The organism is Tsuneonella litorea, from assembly GCF_025154015.1.
GTDB lineage: Bacteria > Pseudomonadota > Alphaproteobacteria > Sphingomonadales > Sphingomonadaceae > Tsuneonella > Tsuneonella litorea.
This window is the reverse complement of record NZ_JAOAMV010000031.1, coordinates 1-586: the sequence shown is the minus strand read 5'-3', so window position 1 is coordinate 586 and position 586 is coordinate 1. Positions and strand designations below refer to the sequence as shown.

Here is a 586-nt window from a genome sequence, read left to right as displayed (position 1 = left end):
GAAGGCGCGGGTCTCGTTGAGGTAGCCCGTTGCGGTTGCCGGGCGCAGGCCTTGCGAAAGATAGTGCTGGCGCACTCCCTCCCAATCTCCCGCCATGGCGAGGTCGTGCGGATCGCTCGGTAGGCCCCAGTCAATCCGGCCACTCCCGAGTGAAGCCGCTTCCCACCGACCGCCCTGGCCGAGCTTGATGTAGCGCACCGTCCCCGGGGAGAGGGGTGCTCGGCGCCGGTCGCTGTCGGGTAAGGCGGTCACACACTTGCTGTCGCTTCGCGAGCAGCGCAAGTCGAGCGAATTGTGACTCATCGTCCGTGGTCGATACAGCCCCGCCCGGTTCACCTGCACGGCGATGGATGTTCGCCAGCGCCTCGCCCTCAACTTACGACGTCTGCGGCAGGCCAGGGGCCTCGGGCAGGAGAAATTCGCGCTCGAGCACGGGTTCGACAGAACCTATATAAGCGGGATCGAACGCGGGGTGCGGAACCCGACCATCCTCGTGCTGGAGCGCTTGGCGATTGCGCTGGAGGTTCCGGTTGAAGAGTTGCTGAAAGCGCCACCAGAAAGGGCCTGATTTGCTGCTTTCCTGTGT

1 protein-coding gene is annotated in these 586 nt (G+C 64.7%); it reads left to right on the top strand.

Going from position 1 to position 586, the window contains the following annotated elements:
• The first annotated feature begins 346 nt into the window (after positions 1-346).
• Positions 347-568, top strand: a complete 222-nt coding sequence (locus N0B51_RS14835) for a helix-turn-helix domain-containing protein (RefSeq protein WP_259963374.1) — start codon at positions 347-349, stop codon at positions 566-568.
• Positions 569-586: the final 18 nt, after the last annotated feature.

What these genes read in the sequence shown, in the direction of transcription:
- N0B51_RS14835 (WP_259963374.1), top strand. Translation starts at nt 347, where the DNA reads ATGGATGTTCGCCAGCGCCTCGCCCTCAACTTACGACGTCTGCGGCAG.